We start from the raw sequence: 16,673 nt of genomic DNA, 5'->3' as shown, positions 1-16,673 counted from the left end.
CCTCGCGGCACTCGTGAACCTCGGCACTCCGGCGACCGTCCATTCGACCACCGTCCGCACCGCGAAACCCGTCCCGCCATGGAAGACCGAGCCCGTCACCCTGGTCGGCGACGCCATCCACACGATGGTGCCCGCCGGCATCGGCGCGGCCGTCGCGCTGCGCGACGCCGCCTTGCTGTGCCGTCGCATCACTGACCGCACGAGCCCACTGCTGGATTCGGTCCACGCCTACGAAACCACCATGCTCGACTACGGCTTCGCCGCCGTGGCCCGCTCCTCAACAGCGGCGGCTGAGTACACCCGGCTGCTTGCGTGGGCCGGCACAAGGTAGCCCTCCGCGTAGCGGAGCAGCCTCTCGTTGTGCCGGCGCATGTCCGCCAGAACCCGTTGCGACGCATGGGTGTTCTGCGCGCTGACGTCGTCGCCGGCCGGCTCTGCCGGGCCCGACACCGCGTCGGTGACCTGCCGCTGGTCGCGAGTGACCTGGTCGATCAGGTCCTCCCACTGCCCGATGACGCCGTCCAGCTCCGCGAGGCTCGCGAGTGGCCGCGGACAGGGGCCCGGCCGCCTTCTCGGGTGCCATCGGTGCGGACCTACTTGGCGAAGAAGCGGTTGGCGTCACCGGTGCAGAGCAGGACGATGACGGCCGCCGACAGCAGCCCGACGACGACGTTGATGACCAGCAGCACCGGGATCGTCGGCGCGATCACCGACACGACCACGCCGAGCAGGCTCAGCGAGGCGAACACGATGGCGACGACACGTGCCCACCGCGCGGCCTTGCCCAGGTTGGCCGCGGCGAAGGCGAATACGGCGCCGATGACGAGGACGCCGATCGCCACCGCCGTGTAGCGCGGGGCGCCGTCCACGGCGAACTCACGGGGCAGCGACTTGAGGGTCTCGTTGCCGTCGACGTACGCGTCGACGAGCTCGTCGGAGAAGACGACGGTGAGGATGGCGCGGAGCACGAGCAGGGCGAGTACCGCCCAGACTGCGAGCGTCGCGTTGCGGACGGACTGCGGGACGGGGGTGATCGTCGACATCGGACCTCCGGTGGTCGGTTGTGGATAGCGGTGGATGACGTGTCCGGCCCGTGTCCGGCCGGGACTCATGGTTGGTACTGGGGGAACTGGTCGGTGTCGACCTCGTCGAGCTGCAGGTTGAAGTTGGCCAGCATCGCCTCGTTCTGCTCCTCGGTCGCGAGGTACGTGTCGGCGATGTCGGTGAGCACGACGCCGGCGCGGTACAGGAACTCGCGCACCTCGGCGAACGAGTCGGCGAGCACCCCGACGGCCTCCTTCAGCGTGTGCCGGCTGGTGTCGGCGACCGGCGAGTAGCCGACCGCGCTGTCGAACACTCCGTCGAGCCCGGCGACCTGACCGTGCGCGTCGTCGAAGTACTGCGCCATCGTCGGCAGCAGGACCACGCCGGCGAAGCGGAGGTCCGCGATCGACTCGATCAGGACCTCCTCGCTCAGGGCGGCGGCCCCGGTCAGGTGGAAGTCGTCCGAGCCCTCGTCGTCGAGCAGCCTGGGCTCCGCCATGCTCAGGTCCTTGATGCCGGCGTTGCCCAGGTCGGCGGCGAGAGTGTCCATCAGCGTGCCGGTCTCGACGAGGCCCTCCCGGATGATCCGGTCGATCTGGTTCAGACAGGACGGAATGAACTCGTAGGCGGTGTCGCCCTCGATGGCCCGCTCGGCGCCGTCTTGGCGGCCGCTCAGTTTCTGCACCTGCCCGATCGCCCCCGCCGCGGTGTTGACGACGGTCGCGGTCCGTGCGGCCCACACGGCGGCGGTGACCGGTGCCGACGAGCCGAAGGTCGCCACCCCAGCGGCGATCGACCCGATGACCCACAGGGCGGTGCCCAGCGAGATCGAGCTGCCACCGCGGTCCACCTTCGCCTTCAGGTCCTGCGCCAGTCCCAGGCCGTCGCCGCGGGCGCGGTCGATCAGCTCGCGCAGGCACAGGGAGACCGCGCCGAGCTCGTCGATGAACACGAGCTGGTGCACCAGCATCGTCTCGAACGTCGCCAGCACCTTGTGCTGGAAGTTGTAGGCGGCCCGGCCGCTCCACTTGTCCATGAGGATCAGCAACTGCTCGAAGCCGTAGTAGCCGCCTGCGAGGTCCAGCAGGTTCGCCGCCTCGCGGAGCCGGGTGTCGATCTCGTCGAACGAGCCCAGCTCGGCCCCGTCGAGGAACCGCGGCAGCTCGGTGGCGGTCAGGTTCGCGATGTCGTCGCGGTAGACGGAGGGGTTGAACTCGTCGGTGTCGAAGTCGTACGAGGTCGGCAGGACGATGCTGTCTATGTACTCCCGGGGCGCGGCGTACTTGCCTTCGAGGATGTTGGGAAACGTCACGTAGTAGGCGTTGTCGGAGTCATAGGTCGCGTCGACGATCTCATAGCAGAGGTCGATGAAGCTGTTCTCGAAGTCCTCGATCTCTCCACGGTGCGAGTCGAACGATTCGTCGGCCACGGCGGCCCCCTCAATGCTGATTTGCGCGTTCGACGAACCGGAACGAAGAACGGCCTCATCCGTTCCCCACCTCTTAGCAGGCGCACAGAAGTCGTTGGCGGATGCACATATTCGGCGACGCGACGCGTGTCGCTGCCGGCCCTACCGGGGGCCGTAGACCGTGCGGTGGATGTCGTCGCCGTCCTCGTCCTCGTCCTCGTCGTCGGCGCCGCGCCCGACGCGGGCGAGGTACTCCTCCTCGCGGTGCGCCCCACGCCGCGACATCAACGCGAGCCGCCAGGCGGTCGTGGGGTCGTCGGCCTGCGGTGACGCCGCGAGCCGCTCGAGCTCACGCCGCATACGCACCAGTCCCGGGGGCAGCTCCACCGGCATGACGACCTCCAGACCCGAGAAAGCGGGTTCCCGCGGCGGACCGAGGATCCGCCGCGGGCACCCGTGTCGAACGTCAGGCTCCCACGACCCGGTGGGCGCCGTAACCCGAGTCGTTCAGGTACGAGCTGGCGTCGACCACCATCACGCCCTGGGCGACGCGCCAGATGCCGTTCTGCTCGAGGACCTGCTTGGGGCTGGCCTCGAGCGCCCACGGAACTCCGTCGGCGACGCCGAGGTACATCGCCACGTGGCTACCCGGCTTGACCAGCAGGTCACCGCGCTGGATCTGCGACTTGGCGACCGACGGCAGCGCCGCCATCGCCGCGGACGACGTGTACGGGAAGTCGACCCCGGCGTGCTCGAACATCTTGTAGATCAGGCCGGAGCAGTCGAATCCCTTCCACCCGGGCCGCAACACGGAGATGTAGCTCTGACCGCAGCCCCACGGATCCGCTGCTGGGTGGCCGCGCCGACCGGGCGCACAGGCCGACTCGCACATTAACCGCGTCATAACCGGTCCCGGCTAGCGTGCCGGCAGTTGCTGTCTCATCCTCGGAAGGAGTCGCGCGGATGGCCCTCGATACCTTCAGCGACAAATCAGGTGTCGGCAGAAAGGCTAGCGAGGTCCGCCGGCTGCTGAGCCCTGTCGAACGCTGGCTATGGATCGCCCACCAGATCGCGGCGATGAACGGGTTCGCCTGGGCGCAGGTGCGCGGCAGGATCAACAAGGAACAGCTTGCCTGGGCCGCGGCCGCGGTGGTCGCCGAGCAACCCCTGCTGCGGGTCGTGATCCGCGCCGATGCCGACGGCACCAATGCACGGTACGAGCCCGTCCCCGATCCCGTGCTGCCGATCCGCGTCGTGCACGCCGACGCCGACGACGAGCACGCGGCCGAGCGGGAGCTCGACACCGTCGAGATGGTCGAGCCCGCCGACACGACCACCGCTCCGATGGCGCGGCTGCTCGACGTCGTGCGCGGTGCCGGTACCGATGAGGAGACGCACGACCTGATCCTGGTGATGTCGCACACCATCGTCGACGCCACCGCTCGCGTGATGATGCTGGGCCAGATGATCCGCTACGCCGCGGAATGGGACCCCAGCACCGACAAGCCACGTGCGGCGGTCTCCCGGGAACCGGTCCTGCCACTGGGTTACCTGCTGCCGAAGGGTGTCCGCAGCATCGCCTGGGCCGTGGTGGGCATGTTCGTCGAGCACATGGCGTCGTTGCGGGCGAAGCCGAAGCGGATGATGCCGGAGAAGCGGGTGACGTTGCCGCAGACCCGTACCCGGCTGCTGCTCCGGCACATGTCCACCGACCAACTGGAGAAACTGCTGGCCGCGTGCAAGCAGAACGGTGTGACCGTGCACGCCGCACTGTCCACCGCCGTCGCAAGGGCGGTCGGCCGTGAGATCGGCATGCAGAGCGGCAAGGTCGCCATCCGGTCGCCGGTCGAGGTGCGTGCGGAGCTGTCACCGGCGCTGGACAAGAGCCAGGTCGGAAACTACGTGTGCATCACCAACACGTATCCGAAGGTGGATCAGGACGCCGACTTCTGGGCCGTGGCCCACCAGTTCAACAAGGATCTCAAGCGACGCGTGCGACTGAAGCTGCACCTGTCCACGATCGCGATCATGCGGCCGTTCGCACCGAAGTCCGTGGCGACCAGTGGACGTTTCGTCGAGGGTATTGACGAGCGCGGAGCCGGGAACATCATGGTGTCCAATCTGGGCCGCGTCGACTTCCCGGATCGGGTCGGCGACTGGGAGGTGTCCTCGGTCCAGTTCTTCTCCTCGATGTCCATCACGGCACAGATGGCCTTCTGCGCCGTAACCAGCAACGGTGTGCTTCATCTGAACGCCTGCTACATCGAGGGACGAATCTCTGCCGAACGCGCGACCCGCGTCGCGGACGACGCGCTGGCGATCCTGCTGAAGGAGATCGGCGCCTGACCGACAGCGTGTGCACCGGGGCCTATCGCGCGGACTCGCGCGGCAGGCCCCGGACTCTTTTCACCGCGGCGAGATACGGAGTGAGAAGGGTTTCCTCGTACTCGCAGACCAGCTTGGCGCGCAACGCTTCCGTCCTCCCCGGAAGCCGGGCAGTGGCGACGAACGTCCTTGCGGTACCACAGCACATCGGTCGCGCCGGCCGGCCCCCCACGTCCACACGTCACGAATCGGGTCGTGTCGACCCGATCGGCTCAGCCAACCAGAACCGACTGGTCTCCGGTCGCTTTGGTGGCATCGACCGGAGCGTTCCTGGCGAACACCGCGGCGGCGACCGCGGCAAGCGCGGCGAGTCCGACGCAGATCCACAGCATCGCGCTCATGCCGCTGACGAACGCCGTCTGCACATGGCCGAGCAGGGAGTTGTCGCCGAGGCGGTGTGCCACCACGACACCGCTGTTCACGCTGTCGGAGATCGGTTCGCGGTTGTACGGACCCAGCTGTGAGCGGTACTGCGTGGACAGCACGGTACCCAGGACCGCGACGCCGATGGTTCCGCTCGCCTGCCGAAGCGCGTTCAGCAGAGCCGAACCGGAGCCGGCACCTTCGTCGTCGAGCTCGCTCATCGCGTATCCCATCGCCGTCGGCATGACGAAGCCGATGCCGATGCCGAGCACGGTGATCCAGATCGCGTCGTAGCCGTAACCGCTCCGCACCGAGGTCAGCGCACCGAGCACCAGCCCCACGGCCAGCATGGCGAACCCGATGGTCAGCACCGCCCGCCTGCCGACTCGCACCAGCAGCACGTCCACGGCCCGGCCGGCGACGATGAGACCACCGATCAACGGGAGCATCCGCAACCCGCTGCCGAACGCGTCGACGCCGAGCACCGCCTGCAGGTACTGCGGCACGGTGAAGAAGATGCCGAACATCGCGAACTGCATGAGCATCAGGTGCACGGTTCCCCAGCTGAACCCGGGCCTGGTGAACAACCCGAGATCCACCAGCGGATGTTCGACCCTGCGCTGCCACCAGACGAACACCGTGAGCACCACGACCCCGGCCACGATCGTCCCCCACCCGAGCTTGTCGCCCCAGCCACTGCCGCCGAAGCGGATGAAACCGTAGGTGAGGCCGAGGATTCCGACTGTGGACAGGACGGCACCGAGCAGGTCGAGCCGGAAGGCGTTCTCGCTGCGGCTCTCCGGAACCAGCGTCGCGACGGCCACGGCACCGATCACGACAAGCGGCAGGTTGAGGAGGAACACCCAGCCCCACCAGAAGCTGCCCAGCAGCCAGCCGCCGACGAGCGGACCCAGTGCGAGGCCGAGCATGACCGAGATCATCGAGATCGTCAGCGCACGCTGTCGCTGCGCCTGGTCCGGGAACATCCCCGGCAGGACCCCCAGCGACAGGGGCATCATGATCGCGGCCCCGACTCCGAGCACGGCGCGCGCGGCGATGAGCTGGCCGGACGAGACCGAGAAGGCGCAGGCCGCCGACGCGAGCCCGAACAGGATCAGCCCGATCAGCAGCAGCTTCTTGCGGCCGTACCGGTCACCGAGCGCGCCGGCCGGCAGCATGGCGGCGGCCAGTACGAGCGTGTAGGCGGTGTTGAACCACTGCAGCGCGGTGTTGTTCGCGTGCAGGTCGACCGCGAGAGTGGGCAGCGCGATGCTCAGCACGGTGCTGTCCAGACCGATGGTCAGCATCGCCACCGCGAGTGCGGCGAGGGCGAGCCAGCGAGTGTCGATCCTCTTCAAAAGGCCCCCGGTTCCTATGGATCGCCGCATGATGCAGGTGTCCTTTACGAGTCTATTTCACTACTCGCGGGTCCGAAACATCGACATCGCTCGGCCATCAGCGCACAATCACAGATTCGTCACCATTATCCGATTATATTTGAGATCGGTCTTCCCTTTAACCCACTGTTCGGGCGCATCGGATAACCTCGCCGGACCGCCCGAGGGAGGGAGGGCAGTCATGAGTCTCCGCGTGCTGATCTCGGGTGCCGGCATCGCCGGATCGACCCTGGCCTACTGGCTCGCGCGGCACGGCTGCACGGTCACGCTCGTCGAACTCGCCGCCGGCCGGCGCTCCAGCGGCAGCCCGGTCGACGTGAAGGGACCCTCCGTCGACGTCGTCGAGCGGATGGGGATCCTTCCGGACTTGCGCGCCGTGGCGACGCGGGTGAACCGGCTCGTCTTCGTCGACGCCGAGGGGCGAGACCGGGGCTCGTTCCGCATGAAGACGTTCCAGGGTTCCGCCGGGGATCGCGAGGTGGAGATCGCGCGCGCCGACCTGGCGGCGATCCTGCTGTCGGCCGCCGGCGAGAACGTCCGCACACTCTGGGCCGACACGATCACCGAGCTGACGCAGACCGGCGACGGCGTGCGGGTCTGCTTCCGCCACGCGGAGCCGGAGCGGTTCGACCTGGTGGTCGGCGCCGACGGACTGCATTCGACGGTGCGCCGCCTGGCCTTCGCGCCCGAGGAGGATGTCATCCGGCACCTGGACATGTATGTGGCATCCGTCCTGGTGGACCGGCCGATCCGCGACGAACACCACGTGGTCATGTTCAATACCCCTGGTCGCGCCTTCAGCGTCCATCCGGCGTCCGGGACGGCCGTGGCGGCGTTCATGTTCCGCCGCCGCGCCGTGGCCGGGCTCGATCATCGCGACACCGCCGCGCACAAACGGCTCCTCGCCGAGGCGTTCACCGGACGGCTCGGCCGGTTCGAGCGCTATCTCGACCTGGCCATGGCCACGGACGACCTGTACTTCGACTCGATCAGCCGGCTTCAGCCGCCGCGCTGGTCGACCGGCCGGGTGACGCTGGTCGGTGACGCGGCCTCGTGCCTGTCCCTGTTCGGCGACGGCTCCACGCTGGCCATCGCCGGAGCCCACACGCTCGCCGAGGAACTGGCGCGGACCCCCGACGACCTGCCCGCCGCGCTGGACCGCTACGAGCGGCGCCACCGTGTGTTGGTGAAGCCCCGCCTGCGCGGGTACAGAATAGGGGCGATGCTGCTGGTGCCGGGGACCCGAGCCACCCTCGTCCTGCGGGACGCCATCGCCCGGCTGTCGGGCCGGTGAGCGGACCCGGTTCCGGGTCAGCGAACGTCGTCGACGTGCGGCCGGCCCGCCGCGGTTGACCCGGCCGGTGCGCCGCCGCGTCGAACGCGACCGTCGATCTCCCACGTCGCATACACGGCCGCCGTGACCGCGGCGCGCGCGTACCCCAACATCTCGCTCGCCGCATCCTTCTCGGGCCACGCCAGAATGGCCACGGCACGCATGGCGCACTGGACGAGCCGAACCGCCGCCGAGGACAGCGGCTCGTCGCACGCGTTCGCTTCCAGCTTCTCGCAGGCTTCCCGGAGCAGTAACTCCGTCTCGCACAGAAAAGATTCGGCCACGTTGGATCTCCTTCGCTACGTGGTGATCTGTCGGCGAAACCTCCGGTAGGCAAGGACGATGACCAGCAGGTGGAACACCACGGCGACCGCCGCGTTCACGAAGAACCCGGACGTGCTCGTGGCGCCGAAGGTCGACGCGATCCAGAACGTCGGCACCACCGCCGCCACCACGGTCCACCAGCCGGGAAAGACCGCGCAGACGATCGTGAACCCGAGCAGGAAGAACAGCCCCTTGAACATCGCCAGCCCGACGATCTTGTTCGCGGCCGTCGCCACGACGAGCAGGGTCGCGGCCGGCGACCCGAGCGCGCACAGCAGCCCTAGAACCAGCACCTCCGGCAGGGGTCGCGCGCTCAGTCCGGTGAAGCCGATCAGAATCAGTGGGTAGAACGCACTGAACACGGCCACCACCAGCAGCCGGTAACCGAGCAGCAGCGCGGGACTCACCGGCAGCACCCGCAGCACCGCGATCAGGCCGGCGTCCTTCTCGTCGAGCATGATGAACGCCGTGACGAACGCCGGGAAGGTCGCCGAGATCAGGCAGAAGACGGCGAGCACATCGGCCCGGTAGCTCGGGTCCAGCGACAGCTGCCGTTCGGCGATCGGGTAGCCGAACCGGAGCATCGCCAGGAAGCCCAGCGGAACGGCCAGCAGGATGCCGATCGTTCGATCCCGGACGACGTTGCGCAGGTCGTTGCGCCAGACGGTGGTCGCCGCGCTCATCACCGGGCTCCCGGCCGCCGGACGTGCACCTCGAACGCGTGTCGCGCCCACGCGAACGCTCCGACCGCCGAGACGCCGAGGAAGGCGACGGCGTAGAGCAGCTGCCACAGTGGAGGCGTGGCGAAACCTGCCTGCAGGAGGACGAGCGTCGCCTTGGTCGGAAACACGTACTGGAACGGCGAGTTGAGTATCCCGTGCACGGCCAGGACCGGGACCGCTCCCGGAACAAGATAGATCGGCGCGATCAGCAGGTATTCGTTGACCGACCGCACCCTGGACACCGCCACGAAGCCGACGAACACGAACATGACCGACGAGCCGACAAGGCCGACCAGGAATACCGGATTCAGCCCAATATCGTGCGCGGCGATCGCGATGGCCAGGCTGCCCGGCAGCGCGAGCAAGGTCAGCGAGATCGCCTTCGACCACAGGTACTGGCTCGGCGACAGGGGTGTCACGACGACTGCCTGCAGCGTGTTCGCATCGCGTTCGAACAGCACCATGACGCCGACGAAGAGAAAGCCGATCATCATGGGGTCCGCGAAGATGAACGTGACCGCCACCGCATCCGTGCGCAGGGCCGGGACGGCGCGGAACAACACCACGTACAGCACGGCGACGGCCACCGCGACGGTCACGACCTGGTAGCGGAGCAGCAACCGCAGGTCCCACCAGATCGCCCGCCGCAGGATGCGGCCGGACCGGCGCACCGGCGTCGAGGCGGCCGTCACGTCAGCCTCCGACCCGTCACCTGCAGGAAAACGTCCTCCAGGCTCGGTTCCAGCGAGTGCAGCGAGACGATCTCCCGTTCCCGCAACAACTTGCGAAAGCTCACGTCGTCCCCGATGCCGTCGAGCGGGAACTCCGCGGTGCGCACCTCCCCGTCCTCGCGGTAGGCGACGGACACCCGGCGGACGTCGCTCTGTGCGCGCAGTTCCTTCGGCGGACCGATCCGCCGGATCTCGCCGCCGACCATGAACGCCACCCGGTCGCAGACTTCCTCGGCGTCGTGCATGTTGTGCGTGGTCAGGAAGATGCACTTCCCCTGCTCCCGCTGCTCCACGATGATGTCCTTGAGCAGTCGGGCGTTCGCCGGGTCCAGCCCGCTGGTCGGCTCGTCGAGGAACAACACCGGCGGATCGTGCAGCATCGCCCGCACGAAGTTCAGGCGCATCTTCATGCCCTTCGAGAACTGCTCCACCCGCTGGTCGGCGGCGTCGGCCAGCCCCACCCGCGCGAGCAGTTCCCGGGGATCGGTGGTCCTGGCGTAGAAGGATGCGAAGAACCGCAGGTTCTCCAGGGCAGTCAACTTGGCGAAATGGTTCGGCAGTTCGAAGCCGACCCCGATCTGCTCGTAGTACTCCGGACCCTGACCACGCAACGACCTGCCGAGCACGTGCACCTCGCCCTGATACGGCGACAGCAGCCCGACGAGGACCTTCTGCGTCGTGCTCTTGCCGGCACCGCTGGGCCCCAGGAAGCCGAGCACCTCCCCCGCATTCACCTGGAAACTCACCTCGCGCACCGCGCGCAGGCCGCCGGGGTACGCGTAGGACAACTGCTCGACAGTGATCACCGCGTCAGTGTGCCCGTCGAGGGTGGTTTCGGCTGGATTTCCTCAGCCATGCGCGGCAAACTCGTTCAGGCGGGCGACGGGTGATCGGAGAGCCTGCTCGAGCAGCCAGCGGGTCGGCTCACCCGGCTCGGCCTCCAGCCGTTCCCGCAGCCGCCGCGCACAGAGGTTGTACCACTCGCGGACCCGGTCCGCCTCGCCGCAGCTGACGTGCATCCACATGATACGGCGAAAAGCCTGCTCGTTGGCCGGATCCATCGTCAGCGTCTGCCGGCTGTATTCGGCCGCTCCCATCAGGTCGCCGGTCGTCAGGCACTGCTCGGCAAGGTAGTCCAGGGTGCGAACGGTCATCGAGCACAGCCACTCGCGCTGCTCGGCCACCCAGTCCTCGGCGGCTCCGGCGAGGAACTCCCCGTGGTAGCAGGCGGTGGCGCGCTGGTACAGCGCGGCGGCGGTTCTCGGGTCGCCCAGCCGGTCCGCCTCCCGCGCCTGCCGCGAAAGACGTTCGAGTTCCAGGAAATCCACCGTCACCTCGTCGCCGATCCGCAGCAGATAACCGCTGTCGCGGTAGTCTATCCGGAGGCAGTCGCGGTCGGAGCCGAGGCGAGCGTCCAGCTCCCTGCGCAGCCCGTGCACGGTGACCTTCAGCGAGGACGATCCCGCCGGCCGGCCGGTGTCCGGCCACAGCAGATCCTCCAGGCGATTCTTGCTCACCCTGTGCCCCGCGTTCACCAGCAGCACGGCGAACAGCGTGCGTGCCTTGTTCGGGAGCCACCGCGCCGCGGTGCAGCCACTCACCGACATCTCGAATCCGCCGAGCAGGCGCAGCTGTACGTGTGTTGACATGCGTCGTTCCTTCGCGTGCTTACTTCTCGATGATGGTGTCCCCGATGACGAGCACGTCGAGCCCCGTCGTGTAGAACACCGACAACGCGTCCTCGGCCGTGTGGATGATCGGCTTTCCCATGACGTTGAAGCTGGTATTCAGAATCAACGGCACCCCGGTGAGCTTGCGGAACTCCTCGATCAGCTGCCAGTACCTGTCGTTCCACTCGCGCCGAACCGTCTGGAGGCGCGCGGTTCCGTCCTCGTGCACGATCGCCGGCACCTTCGCGGCGACCTCGTCCCGGATGCGGAGTGTCCGCTCCATGTACGGCGACTCCTGATAGTCGGCGAAGTACTCGTCGCCGTACTCGTGCAGGATCGACGGCGCGAAGGGCCGGAACGCCTCGCGGAACTTGACCCTGGCATTGATCTTGTCCTTCATACCGGAGTCCCTGGCATCGGCCAGGATCGAGCGGTTGCCCAGCGCCCTCGGCCCGAACTCGGCCCTTCCCTGCGCCCAGCCCACCAGCTTTCCCTCGGCGAGATAGGCGGCCGTACGGCGGTACACCTCCGACGGCTCGAGACGTACCTGTCCGGGGGGGCCGAACTGGCTCATCTTGTCCAGGGTGTCCTCGGACAGGGTCGAGCCGAGATACGGGGACTGGAACGCCGGTTCGGTGCGTCCGGGGTGGTCCTCGTGGTAGGCCAGCAGCGCCGCGCCGACCGCGTTGCCGTCGTCGCCGGGGGCGCTGAAGATGTGCAGCCGCTTGAAGTCGGTGTTCGCCAGCACTCGACCGTTCGCCGAGGAGTTGAGCGCACATCCGCCACCGAGGATGAGTTTGTCGGAGATCCCGAGCTTGCCGAGATTGCGCAGGAATTCGAAGTAGACCTCGCTGAACACCTGCTGACCCGCGTAGGCGAGGTCCGCCGCGGCGAACGGTGACTCGTCGCTCTTGCGCCTGATGTCGTGCAGCTTCTTGAAGATGGGCAACAGGGTCGAGTCGGGCGCGAACCTGATGCCAAGGCCGTCGACGTCGATCATGGCGCGGAACAGCTCGTAGAGATCCTTCCTCGGCTTGCCGTAGGCGGCCAGCCCCATCACCTTCCACTCTTCGCCGGTCAGATGCCCGAACCCGCAGACGACGCACACGAAGGTGTAGAAGAACCCCAGGCTGCCGGTGATCGAGTCGTCGACGTCGTCGATCCGCTCGACAACCCCGTCCCGGTAGGAGAAGCATCCACTGGACGTGCCCTCGCCGAGAGCGTCCATTACCGCGCAGACACCCTCGCCGAACGGGCTCGAATAGCAGGCGGCCGCGGCATGCGCTAGGTGGTGGTTGTATGCCCTGATGGGCAGGTCGCGCAGGTACCGGCCACGCTCACGCTGGTTGAGTTCGTACTTGAGCGTATTGCCGGTCTGGTCCAGGGCGTTGATCTGCGCGGTGTAGAGAAATTCGCGCGAGGAGATGTGCGTGCGCATGAACTCGGGAATCTCGCCGAAGACGTCCACGAGTTGCTGTTCCTCGTGCCGCAGGGTCTCCAGCATCTGCTGCATCAGCGTCCTGGCGTTCCGGCTCCAGCTCTGCGCTAGCACGAGCTCGGCCTCGGGACCGGCGTACCGGTCGATCATCTCGCGGGAATGTTTGAAGAAGTCCGGCGCGCAGAGGATCGACCGCTTGTTCTGCAGGTGTCGCTCGGTGGCCTCGGCGAACAGGACGCGACCATCCGGCCCGACGATCGCCATGGCACTGTCGTGCAGCGTGTTGGCAAGCCCCACATAGTACTTGTTCATCCCGGTGACACCTTTATTTCAGGGAAAGGGCAGGATTGATCGACGGCAGCGGAGCTCCCAGCTGTACCGCGAGACCGAAGAGATCGAGATAGTCCCAGATCTCGATCAGCTTGCGGTCCGCGACGCGGTAGATCGCCAGTCCCTCGGCCTTGACGGGCTTGCCGGTACCGGCGATGCCCATGAACGACTCCGCTTGGGTTCCGGTGAAGCCGTAGCGGACCACGACCCGGTCCCGGGTTCCGAACCAGTCGTCGACCGTGAACACGAGATCCGGAAACGCGGTCAGGTAGTGCGCGACGTACCGCTGGAAGGCAGGCACTCCCCGCAGCGCACCCGAGCTGCCGTGCCGGGTGAACCGCTCATCGATCACTCCGTCCGCGTTTCCGAGACCGCTGCGCGTCCACAGGTCCCGGTACCGGGTCATCACCAGGAGAATGTCGTCCGACATCACCGAGGACCTTTCGGGTGCGGTGGCACGGCGACCGGCCGGGCCGGCGTCCAGACGTTCCCGACCCACGTCCGGCCCGTCATGGGCGGGCCGGCAGCCGATGCGCGAGTTCCGCGAGTTCGACGAGGTCGTACGAGGCGTTCCCCGGCGTCCCGTGGCGGGTCAGCTTGCCGCGGTGCGCCCACTGCCGGATCGTCGCCTCCGTCACGCCGAGTGCCTTGGCTGCGGACTTGGTGGGCACCATGCGCTTGGCCGTCGTGCCGCCGTCTTCGTCCGTCGACGGGAAGCCGCGGTACATGAGCCGGAGCCAGTCACGAGCGGTCCACCGGTGGCCGAGCCCGCACCGCACCAACGTGAACGACAGCGAGGTCGCATGCTCCAGATCTGCGACCAGCGGTGCGGAACAGCCGTCTTCGGCGCACTCGCCGAGCTCGATGATGCCCGGCTCGCGGTCGATGATGGGAACGGCCGCGCAGGCCAGTTCCTCGAGCTCCTGGATGAGGTCGCCGGCACTGGGATGCGCCGCGAGCCAGGCGACATGAGCGTTCAGGAAGACCGCGTGGGAACGGACGTCCGACTTCGGTGCAGCCACCTCCAGCTCATCGACGACCATGGCCGTCCAGCACGCCAGTACCTCCTTGATGCTCGTGCGAGTCTCGATCGCCTTGTCGCCAGGCGTACCCCAGGAGTGCAGTTTCTCGGACGAATGGATAGATATCAGGTATCGGCCACCGTTCGCGGTCTTCATCACACATTGCTCGTAGAGCCATGGAATGACGCGCACGAGATCACGGATTTCGTCGACGCATTTCTTGCACAGTCTCCCTGGCTGGCTGGAATCGAAACCATTCCGGGTGTTGTGGCGAATACAGAAGACATGCGTAGATGTGCCGCTACCGGTGTTCCGCTTCAAGGTACCCCTACCCCCGTTGAACTCATATATTCCCCATTGAACTCATATCTTGCGGTCGATTTTGATTTGTTGACCGACGAGTCAACCCGATGAGCACGTGAATACACACCGGGCAAGACTGACTTCGTTCGGCGTCCTGCGGACGGTCTTCGGCAACGCGTTGTCGAGTCCACTACGGGACGTCTCGTAATGGGTGTTGTGGTTTGGTGGGACTGGTGCTTGTGGATCAGTCCGCGAGGAGGATGTTGTGCAGGTGGGCGATTCCGGACACTGTGTCGTTCAGGGTGCTGGCGGCGCTAGTCGCGCAGGATCTTCCAGCACTTCATCCGGGCCAGGGCGTGTTCGACGCGGGCGCGGATCTTGCTGTGGCCGGCGTTGAGGTCTTCCTTCCAGTCCGGCAGATCACTGCCGTCACGAGGTTTGCGGTAGGGCATGATCACCTCGGGGTTGCCTTGGTAGCCGCCGTCGGCCATCACCGGGCGCCCCGCCAGTTCCTGCTCGATTCCGGAGTCACGACGGACGGTGCAGTCGTTACGGTTGCCGGGATGTGCGTCGCCGGTGGCGATCACCAGCCGAGTATCGACGTCGATCGCGACTTGCACCTTCGCCGAATACCGGTAGTTCTTCGACGGCGTCGCCAACCGGTGATCCCGCGTCGGCACCAGGTGAGGTCGACCCGGGGCGCCCTGCCGATGTTTCCATCGGTGGGTTCCCCGGACCGCCTCCCGCACCCGCCGTGCGGGTCTCCACGCAATGGGCGCGCCACAAGTCCCGGTAGGGTTCTCGTTGTCCTTATGCTGTGCTCGGCCATGGCGTTGGGATCTTTGTTCCCCGGTAGGCGTAGTAGTTGATCTTTACTGCACCTGGGTTGAGCAGGGCCGCCTCGCCGGTGGCGGGCCACCATCCGTCACTGGTGTTCTTGCGGCGGAGTTCCTTCCAGGTGGTTCGTCGATGTTTTGCGGCGTAACCATCCAAAGACCTGTTTCCAGGTGTAGGAGCGCAGGTAGTTGAAGGTGGCCTTCGACCAGCCGTGTTTGAAGTAGGCGGTCCATCCCCGCAGCACCTGGTCAAGCTGATGGAGCAGCGACGAGGTTGAACAGATCCGTGAACCGACGATGAGGATCACCGCTAGCCCACTGGTGCAGTTTGGTCTGAATCCCCAGTACCCGGCGCTCGGCCCAGTACAAGGCCGATTCCAGTTCGTCGATATTCACCGACGACATCCTCCCGGCATTCCAGCATCCTCCCTGCTGACTTGCCGGCCCCCTTCGCCATGTGCACACCTCTCGCGCGCGCGCTCGGACTACTACAGGGCCTCCGCCCCATCCCACAACCCCCAGTCGACGACGGACCTGCCCTGGACCAGACCGCAGTCCTTTGTCGTGGCCTCCTCACCGACGGCACTACACGGCTTCGGAGTTGACCACCCATCCAGGTGATCACGCACTGCACCCGGGCCCTTATCCACATCCACCAGATTTGAGCCGGTTCGTCACTTACGAGGCTTTGCCACTGGTTCCTCGCGTACACCTTCTCGTCTCGCTTGCCGGACCCGCACCGTCCGGCAGTACCAGCACGTCTGGCGTCTCCCGAGTCAGGCTGCCCTCGGCTTCAACCAGACTGCTGCGACAGCCCGGCGCCGGAGTCCTCTCATCCCCGCTCGGTCACACAGCACCTCGCGGCGCACCGTGCCAAGGGCACGATCCGCCGCATCGTCAAGTTCGTCCGCCAATACGCGGCGACCAGCAACACCCGATAAGCCAGCGGCAACGCCCACTGCCGACCCGGCCGACCATCCCCGATCTCCTCCCCACCGCGCTTCGCCACCACCCGCACCAGCTTGCGGAACTGACCCGGTTCCAACCCCGTGAACAGGGCAATCCACTCCAGGCGCGACGCCGAGCTCACCTGCCCCACACCATGATCAACCACCGGCGGACCCAGCCCCACCGGGTTACGAGACAAACCCTTGGACGGCACACGGCTCCGGTTGCCGGCGAGTCCAAACGCACAGAAATACCCCGGCAGATCGTGACACAGCGCCGAGTTCAGTGTCAACGCTCGCCGGACTGCCATCGGCAGGTCCGGCGGAAGAGGAGGGCCTACACCCCGTCAGCGTATTGACGTGTCGACGGATCACGGTATACGGGCACACGGCGGCTTTAGCGTAAGGATGCGTCGCACC

17 protein-coding genes and 2 pseudogenes are annotated in these 16,673 nt (G+C 66.9%); 3 read left to right on the top strand and 16 right to left on the bottom strand.

What is annotated here, in order from left to right; genetic code table 11:
• Nucleotides 1-13: 13 nt before the first annotated feature.
• Nucleotides 14-331, top strand: coding sequence for an FAD-dependent monooxygenase (locus GEV28_RS00225; protein ID WP_291407257.1), 318 nt, complete (start codon nt 14-16; stop codon nt 329-331).
• Nucleotides 332-593: 262 nt separating this feature from the next.
• Here the strand turns inward: GEV28_RS00225 and GEV28_RS00220 are convergent, their stop codons facing one another.
• The 4 genes from GEV28_RS00220 to GEV28_RS00205 all read right to left on the bottom strand — a co-directional run bounded on the left by GEV28_RS00220 (nt 594) and on the right by GEV28_RS00205 (nt 3,260).
• The gene (locus GEV28_RS00220) at nt 594-1,043 is read right to left on the bottom strand and encodes a hypothetical protein (RefSeq protein WP_291407255.1); all 450 of its coding nucleotides are present in this window, start codon (nt 1,041-1,043) and stop codon (nt 594-596) included.
• 65 nt (nt 1,044-1,108) lie between these two features.
• Nucleotides 1,109-2,473, bottom strand: coding sequence for a hypothetical protein (locus GEV28_RS00215; RefSeq protein WP_291407253.1), 1,365 nt, complete (start codon nt 2,471-2,473; stop codon nt 1,109-1,111).
• Nucleotides 2,474-2,614: 141 nt separating this feature from the next.
• A complete protein-coding gene (locus GEV28_RS00210) occupies nt 2,615-2,845 on the bottom strand; it encodes a hypothetical protein (protein WP_291407251.1) in 231 nt (76 codons plus the stop codon).
• A 73-nt stretch (nt 2,846-2,918) separates the two neighbouring features.
• Entirely contained in the window at nt 2,919-3,260 is a 342-nt protein-coding gene (locus GEV28_RS00205; RefSeq protein ID WP_291407249.1) for an NlpC/P60 family protein, read from the bottom strand.
• 269 nt (nt 3,261-3,529) lie between these two features.
• On the opposite strand from GEV28_RS00205, the gene GEV28_RS00200 reads away from it, so the two are divergent.
• The gene (locus GEV28_RS00200) at nt 3,530-4,798 is read left to right on the top strand and encodes a hypothetical protein (protein ID WP_291407247.1); all 1,269 of its coding nucleotides are present in this window, start codon (nt 3,530-3,532) and stop codon (nt 4,796-4,798) included.
• Nucleotides 4,799-5,049: 251 nt separating this feature from the next.
• Here GEV28_RS00200 and GEV28_RS00195 read toward each other — a convergent pair whose 3' ends face one another.
• The gene (locus GEV28_RS00195; RefSeq protein ID WP_291407245.1) at nt 5,050-6,558 is read right to left on the bottom strand and encodes an MFS transporter; all 1,509 of its coding nucleotides are present in this window, start codon (nt 6,556-6,558) and stop codon (nt 5,050-5,052) included.
• Nucleotides 6,559-6,586: 28 nt separating this feature from the next.
• Between GEV28_RS00195 and GEV28_RS00190 the strand changes: the two genes are divergently transcribed.
• Nucleotides 6,587-7,891 (top strand): FAD-dependent monooxygenase, encoded by a 1,305-nt coding sequence (locus tag GEV28_RS00190; protein WP_291407243.1) that lies wholly within the window; start codon nt 6,587-6,589, stop codon nt 7,889-7,891.
• A gap of 17 nt (nt 7,892-7,908) precedes the next feature.
• Here the strand turns inward: GEV28_RS00190 and GEV28_RS00185 are convergent, their stop codons facing one another.
• The 11 genes and pseudogenes from GEV28_RS00185 to GEV28_RS00135 all read right to left on the bottom strand — a co-directional run.
• Entirely contained in the window at nt 7,909-8,214 is a 306-nt protein-coding gene (locus GEV28_RS00185; RefSeq protein WP_291407241.1) for a hypothetical protein, read from the bottom strand.
• A gap of 15 nt (nt 8,215-8,229) precedes the next feature.
• Entirely contained in the window at nt 8,230-8,937 is a 708-nt protein-coding gene (locus tag GEV28_RS00180) for a hypothetical protein (protein ID WP_291407239.1), read from the bottom strand.
• Nucleotides 8,937-9,668: a hypothetical protein gene (locus GEV28_RS00175; protein WP_291407237.1), complete on the bottom strand. Its 732-nt coding sequence runs from the start codon at nt 9,666-9,668 to the stop codon at nt 8,937-8,939. The genes GEV28_RS00180 and GEV28_RS00175 overlap by 1 nt, the downstream gene beginning before the upstream one ends.
• On the bottom strand, nt 9,665-10,513 hold the full coding sequence (locus GEV28_RS00170; protein WP_291407235.1) for an ABC transporter ATP-binding protein: 849 nt from the start codon (nt 10,511-10,513) through the stop codon (nt 9,665-9,667). Before GEV28_RS00170 ends, GEV28_RS00175 begins: the two co-directional genes overlap by 4 nt.
• Before the next feature lie 42 nt (nt 10,514-10,555).
• Nucleotides 10,556-11,251 carry a BTAD domain-containing putative transcriptional regulator gene (locus GEV28_RS00165; protein WP_291407234.1) on the bottom strand — a complete coding sequence of 232 codons (696 nt, stop codon included), beginning with the start codon at nt 11,249-11,251 and terminating at the stop codon, nt 10,556-10,558.
• A 124-nt stretch (nt 11,252-11,375) separates the two neighbouring features.
• Nucleotides 11,376-13,127 carry a carbamoyltransferase C-terminal domain-containing protein gene (locus GEV28_RS00160; protein ID WP_291407233.1) on the bottom strand — a complete coding sequence of 584 codons (1,752 nt, stop codon included), beginning with the start codon at nt 13,125-13,127 and terminating at the stop codon, nt 11,376-11,378.
• A gap of 13 nt (nt 13,128-13,140) precedes the next feature.
• On the bottom strand, nt 13,141-13,575 hold the full coding sequence (locus GEV28_RS00155; protein WP_291407232.1) for an ester cyclase: 435 nt from the start codon (nt 13,573-13,575) through the stop codon (nt 13,141-13,143).
• 79 nt (nt 13,576-13,654) lie between these two features.
• Nucleotides 13,655-14,488, bottom strand: a complete 834-nt coding sequence (locus GEV28_RS00150; protein ID WP_291407230.1) for a hypothetical protein — start codon at nt 14,486-14,488, stop codon at nt 13,655-13,657.
• Nucleotides 14,489-14,714: 226 nt separating this feature from the next.
• Nucleotides 14,715-15,153: pseudogene (locus tag GEV28_RS00145) on the bottom strand (transposase family protein); the annotation flags it as partial.
• A gap of 242 nt (nt 15,154-15,395) precedes the next feature.
• On the bottom strand, nt 15,396-15,614 hold the full coding sequence (locus tag GEV28_RS00140; RefSeq protein WP_291407227.1) for a group II intron maturase-specific domain-containing protein: 219 nt from the start codon (nt 15,612-15,614) through the stop codon (nt 15,396-15,398).
• Between the two features lie 566 nt (nt 15,615-16,180).
• Nucleotides 16,181-16,405 (bottom strand): annotated as a pseudogene (locus tag GEV28_RS00135) (IS5/IS1182 family transposase); the annotation flags it as partial.
• Nucleotides 16,406-16,673 lie beyond the last annotated feature (268 nt).

Source organism: Actinophytocola sp. (assembly GCF_009379765.1).
Lineage (GTDB): Bacteria > Actinomycetota > Actinomycetes > Mycobacteriales > Pseudonocardiaceae > Actinophytocola.
Note: the sequence above shows the minus strand (reverse complement) of the source record. Positions and strands in the feature narration are given on the sequence as shown.

What these genes read in the sequence shown, in the direction of transcription:
- GEV28_RS00220 (WP_291407255.1), bottom strand. Translation starts at nt 1,043, where the DNA reads ATGTCGACGATCACCCCCGTCCCGCAGTCCGTCCGCAACGCGACGCTC.
- GEV28_RS00210 (WP_291407251.1), bottom strand. Translation starts at nt 2,845, where the DNA reads ATGCCGGTGGAGCTGCCCCCGGGACTGGTGCGTATGCGGCGTGAGCTC.
- GEV28_RS00200 (WP_291407247.1), top strand. Translation starts at nt 3,530, where the DNA reads ATGAACGGGTTCGCCTGGGCGCAGGTGCGCGGCAGGATCAACAAGGAA.
- GEV28_RS00190 (WP_291407243.1), top strand. Translation starts at nt 6,587, where the DNA reads ATGATGCAGGTGTCCTTTACGAGTCTATTTCACTACTCGCGGGTCCGA.
- GEV28_RS00180 (WP_291407239.1), bottom strand. Translation starts at nt 8,937, where the DNA reads ATGAGCGCGGCGACCACCGTCTGGCGCAACGACCTGCGCAACGTCGTC.
- GEV28_RS00160 (WP_291407233.1), bottom strand. Translation starts at nt 13,127, where the DNA reads ATGAACAAGTACTATGTGGGGCTTGCCAACACGCTGCACGACAGTGCC.
- GEV28_RS00155 (WP_291407232.1), bottom strand. Translation starts at nt 13,575, where the DNA reads ATGTCGGACGACATTCTCCTGGTGATGACCCGGTACCGGGACCTGTGG.